The following is a 5,050-nucleotide window of genomic DNA, read 5'->3' as shown; positions in this document are numbered from 1 at the left end:
GTTCCAGGCCATCAGCAGGTCCAGCGCTTCAGGGCCGCGCACTTCGCCGACCAGGATCCGGTCGGGCCGCATGCGCAGGGTGGTCTTCAGAAGCATGGTCATCGTCACTTCGAGCGAGGTGTGGTACTGCACGAAGTTCTCGGCGGCACACTGGATCTCGCCGGTGTCCTCGATGATGAAAACACGCTCGGCGGGATCTAACTCGACCATGGCGTTGATGATCGCGTTGACCAGCGTAGTCTTGCCGGAACCGGTGCCACCGATCACCAGGATGTTCCGGTGCGCCTTGATGGCGGCGGTCAGGGTCGCCTGCTGCGCGGCGGTCATGATCCCGGCCGCGACGTACTGTCCGAGCGTGAAGATCGCCACCGCCTTCTTGCGGATGGCGAAAGTCGGCGCGGGAACGACCGGCGGCAGCTGGCCGGCGAAGCGCGAGCCATCAATCGGCAGCTCGCCTTCGAGAATCGGCTTGTGCCGCGTCACTTCCTTGCTGTGATAGCCGGCCACCGTCTTGATGATTGCTTCGGCGCGGGCAAAAGGAATGCTGCCAATGCAACGCATCTTTTCGCCCAGCCGCTCCTGCCACAGCCTGCCGTCGGCATTGAGCATCATCTCGACAGTCTTGGGGTCGGCCAGGGCGTCTATGATGAGGGGCCCCAGATCACGCTCCAGCTTCCTCTTCGCCCGATCCTTGAGGGAGGAAACGGACTCTTCGATTTCTGCCATCTATCGATCCCCGTTTGTTTCGGTTGGATGCCAACCTTCGACACATGAGAAACGATATAACGAATTACAGAACTTTGCAAGACAACGACTATGGTGAACCAGAAGGCGGCCATGTGCAAGCCTCAGACTAGGTCAATGGACCGGACTGCGGGTACTGGCGTCGGATAGGTCGCCCTTGGTGACAAGCTGGGGCGCTCGTCAGGCGTGGGCTGGGTAATCCAGAACGGGGCGTTTTCGGCGCGGAATGCGCCTTGGCGGGAGAGGAGAGGAGAGGAGAGGGCAGGGATGGCTTCAGCGGCTAAAGGCCCTCACTGGGCGTCAGGACGGTTTGCGCAGCTTGTTCCGTGCCGCTTCGTCCCACTTCTTGACGATGAACGCCTGATGTTCCGGCAGGACTGCCGACACCCGGACCACGCCTTCGGGTAGGCTTCGCGGGGCGTTCCCGCCCGCCAGAGCATCCAGGCTATCGCGGTCAAGGTCGGTCGATTCCAGGAGGGTCGGCAGCGGCGTTTCCAGAGCTTCCGCGATCGCCTCCATGATCTTCAATGAAGGGTTCGCCTTGCCATTGGTCAGGTCGGACAGGAAGGAGATGGAAATGTCGGCCTTTGCGGCCAGTTCGTTCTTCGTCATGCCGCGTTCGTCGAGCAAGCGAAGAATGTTCGTGAAAAAGATTTGGTTGTGCACAGTGCCCGTCGCCATCCGGTGGTGCGGCTTCTCTGAAATTTAGCCGCTAAAGTTCTTGATGCTGGAGTTAGGTTTAGCTAAAATCAGGTTTGATGCCGTCAGGAGAAGTTGGTCTGCAGCCCACGCAAGCCCGTCGATAGGCAATCCTGCCCGTCGACATGGCAGGTAGCCGACAATGATCGGCGTCGCTCGTGCTTTCACGATCCCCCGGAAAATCGAAAGCAAAAATCACGCCCTGTTAGCGCGTTCGCATCAAATCAATGGCTTGGTTCTGGTTTCTGAAAAGCGGAAGCGCAAACTGTAAAAATAGTCGACATTTATCGGCAACACTCTGGCCGCGCTTGGGCTTGGGCGTGACCAGTGCTTCCGGGTATTTTCGGTCGCAGGCAACAGGCATATCCACTGTAGCGCGCGCAATGCTTCAGCGATCGGGTTCAAGATCGTCCTGGTCGTCGTTCTGAAGTGATCGAAGTTCCTCAGTCAGCGCCTCGATGCTCGGCAGGACGCCCGCCATGGCATCAGGCAGGGCGGTGCGGTAGGTGGAGACCCCCATCGGCGTATGGATGTCACGCAGCGCATACTCAACGACCGTTCCTTTCTTGCTCTTGCAGAGCACGAGGCCGATCGTCGGCGCATCGACAGTCTGGTTACGCACCAGGTCATCGACGGCGGCGAGGTAGAAATTGAGCTTGCCGACGTATTCGGGCCGGAAGGCGGTATTCTTGAGCTCGATCACCACGTAGCAGTGCAGGCGGGTGTGATAGAAGAGCAAGTCGATGAAGAACTCGTCGCCCTCCACCTCAAGACGGTACTGACTTCCCACAAACGCGAAACCGACGCCGAGTTCGATCAGGAAATCTCTCAGCCGCAGCAGGAGCGCCTTTTCGATGGTGCGTTCATTTGAGGCATCCGTGATCCCGAGGAAATCGAAGGTGTACGGATCCTTGAGGATGTCGCGTGCCAGGTCGGACTGTGGCGACGGCAGCGCACGATCGAAGTTGGTTTGTGAGGCGCCCACGCGCCGGTGAGCGGCCGTCTCGATCGACCCTCTTCTATTTCGGACTGGCGATCCTGCTGCTGGTGTTCTTGCTGGTCCCGCCACACGCCTTCGCAGCGGAAGGCACCGGCGGGTCGCTGCCCTATGAAAGCTGGCTGACCAACCTCCGCAACTCGGTCACCGGCCCGGTCGCGTTCGCGCTGGCGATGATCGGCATCGTCGTGGCCGGTGGCGTGCTGATCTTCGGTGGCGACCTGAACGGCTTCTTCCGCACCTTGATCTTCGTCGTTCTCGTCATGGCCCTGCTGGTCGGCGCGCAGAACATGATGAGCAGCTTCTTCGGCCGTGGCGCGGAGATCGCCGCCCTCGGCGAAGGCACGTTCGACGCGGTCAAGCGCTTTGGCGGAATCGCTCCGGAAAGGCTCGCCTGAGCATGGCGCTGCGCAAGATCCCGATTCGGCGGGCCGGCAATCGCGACAACCTGTTCATGGGCGGCGATCGTGAACTGGTCATGTTCTCGGGTCTGCTGGCCTTCGCACTGGTCTTCAGCGCGCAGGAGCTGCGGGCCACGGTCGTTGGCCTGCTGCTCTGGTTCGGCGCGCTCCATGCGCTGCGGATCATGGCCAAGGCAGATCCCCGGATGCGCCACGTCTACCTGCGGCACCGTCGCTACAAGCCGTATTACCCGGCGCGCAGCACGCCTTTCCGGGACAACCCGGCCAGCCAGGGGAAGCAGTACCAATGATCCCCGGAATTGCCTTCGCCATTGCCACCCTCGGCGCCCTGCTGCTGCTCGTGCTTTACGCCCGCATCCGTGCGGTCGACGAAGAGCTGAAGCTCAAAAAGCACCGCTCCCGAGATGCCGGGCTGGCCGACCTGCTCAACTACGCCGCGATGGTCGACGACGGCGTAATGGTGGGCAAGAACGGCGCCTTCATGGCCGCCTGGCTGTACAAGGGCGCCGACAACGCCAGCAGCACCGACGAGCAACGCGAGGCCGTTTCGTTGCGCATTAACCAGGCGCTGTCCGGCCTCGGCAATGGCTGGATGGTGCACGTCGATGCGGCACGGCTGCCAGCACCCAACTATCTCGATCGTGGCACCTCCCACTTTCCAGACGGGGTATCGGCAGCGATCGACGAGGAGCGGCGGCAACTGTTCGAGGGTCTGGGCACGATGTATGAAGGCTACTACGTGCTGACGCTGACCTACTTCCCGGCGCTGCTCGCGCAGCGCAAGTTCGTCGAGCTGATGTTCGACGATGACGCCAAGGCACCCGACCACAAGGCGCACACCCGCGGCCTGATCGAGTTCTTCAAGCGCGAGTGCGTCAGCATCGAGTCGCGCCTGTCGTCGGCGGTGGAGTTGCAGCGGCTGCGCGGCCACCGGGTGGTCAACGAGGATGGATCGGAAGTCACCCACGATGACTTCCTGCGCTGGCTGCAGTTCTGCGTCACCGGCGTGAATCATCCGGTGCAGTTGCCGAGCAACCCGATGTACCTGGACGCGCTCATCGGTGGGCAGGAACTGTGGACCGGCGTCGTGCCGAAGGTCGGCCGCAAGTTCATCCAGGTCGTCGCCATCGAAGGCTTCCCGCTGGAATCGACGCCGGGCATGTTGACCGCCCTCGGTGAGCTGGCCTGCGAATATCGCTGGTCGTCGCGTTTCATCTTCATGGATACGCACGAGGCGGTAAGACACCTCGACAAGTTCCGCAAGAAATGGCGGCAGAAGATTCGCGGCTTCTTCGACCAGGTCTTCAACACCCACCTCGGGCCGATCGATCAGGACGCGCTGTCGATGGTCGCCGATGCCGAAGCGGCGATTGCCGAAGTCAATAGCGGCCTAGTCGCGCAAGGCTACTACACCAGCGTTGTCGTGCTCATGGACGAGGATCGCAGCCGCCTGGAAGCGTCTGCCCGCCAGGTGGAAAAGGCCGTCAACCGCCTCGGCTTCGCCGCCCGCATCGAGACCCTCAACACCATGGACGCCTACCTCGGCAGCCTGCCCGGCCACGGCGTGGAAAACGTCCGCCGGCCGCTGATCAACACCATGAACCTGGCCGATCTGCTGCCGACGAGCACCATCTGGACCGGCAGCAACGCTGCCCCCTGCCCGATGTACCCGCCACTCGCGCCGGCGCTGATGCACTGCGTCACCCACGGCGCGACACCGTTCCGCCTGAACCTGCACGTGCGCGACCTTGGCCATACCTTCCTATTCGGCCCGACCGGCTCCGGCAAGTCGACCCACCTCGGCATCCTCGCTGCGCAGCTTCGCCGCTACGCCGGCATGTCGATCTTTGCCTTCGACAAGGGCATGGCGATGTATCCGCTCGCTGCCGCCATCCGCGCCCAGACCCAGGGTCGCAGCGGCCGGCACTTCACGGTGGCGGCCGACGACGATCAGTTGGCCTTCTGCCCGCTGCAGTTCCTCGAAACCAAGGGCGACCGCGCCTGGGCGATGGAGTGGATCGACACCCTCCTCGCCTTGAACGACCTGCACACCACGCCGGCGCAGCGCAACGAGATCGGCCATGCGATCCTCAGTCTGCACGCCAGCGGCGGCCGCACCCTGTCGGAATTCTCGGTCACCATCCAGGACGAAGCGATCCGCGACGCGATCCGTCAATACACCGTTGAT

Annotated in this window: 6 protein-coding genes; 3 read left to right on the top strand and 3 right to left on the bottom strand. The window is 62.3% G+C overall.

Annotation, left to right across the window (positions count from 1 at the left end; all coding sequences use genetic code 11):
- The 3 genes from trbB to E4Q08_RS23745 all read right to left on the bottom strand — a co-directional run.
- A partial coding sequence (trbB, locus tag E4Q08_RS23755; RefSeq protein ID WP_169072222.1) for a P-type conjugative transfer ATPase TrbB occupies nucleotides 1-726 on the bottom strand: 726 nt, incomplete at its 3' end.
- A 318-nt stretch (nucleotides 727-1,044) separates the two neighbouring features.
- Complete coding sequence (locus E4Q08_RS23750) at nucleotides 1,045-1,410, bottom strand: transcriptional regulator (protein ID WP_169072223.1); 366 nt, start codon at nucleotides 1,408-1,410, stop codon at nucleotides 1,045-1,047.
- Between the two features lie 421 nt (nucleotides 1,411-1,831).
- Nucleotides 1,832-2,428, bottom strand: coding sequence for a PDDEXK nuclease domain-containing protein (locus E4Q08_RS23745; RefSeq protein ID WP_308240218.1), 597 nt, complete (start codon nucleotides 2,426-2,428; stop codon nucleotides 1,832-1,834).
- Here E4Q08_RS23745 and trbC point away from each other — a divergent pair.
- The 3 genes from trbC to E4Q08_RS23730 all read left to right on the top strand — a co-directional run.
- Complete coding sequence (trbC, locus tag E4Q08_RS23740; RefSeq protein ID WP_169072221.1) at nucleotides 2,416-2,838, top strand: conjugal transfer system pilin TrbC; 423 nt, start codon at nucleotides 2,416-2,418, stop codon at nucleotides 2,836-2,838. The two genes, E4Q08_RS23745 and trbC, sit on opposite strands and share 13 nt — an antisense overlap.
- A 2-nt stretch (nucleotides 2,839-2,840) precedes the next feature.
- Complete coding sequence (locus E4Q08_RS23735; protein ID WP_169072220.1) at nucleotides 2,841-3,152, top strand: conjugal transfer protein TrbD; 312 nt, start codon at nucleotides 2,841-2,843, stop codon at nucleotides 3,150-3,152.
- Nucleotides 3,149-5,050: VirB4 family type IV secretion/conjugal transfer ATPase (locus E4Q08_RS23730; RefSeq protein WP_169072219.1), on the top strand; the 1,902-nt coding region annotated here is incomplete at its 3' end. The genes E4Q08_RS23735 and E4Q08_RS23730, both read left to right, overlap by 4 nt.

It is taken from the genome of Candidatus Accumulibacter contiguus (genome assembly GCF_012940005.1).
Classification (GTDB): Bacteria; Pseudomonadota; Gammaproteobacteria; order Burkholderiales; family Rhodocyclaceae; genus Accumulibacter; species Accumulibacter contiguus.
This window is presented reverse-complemented; position numbering and strand designations above follow the sequence as displayed.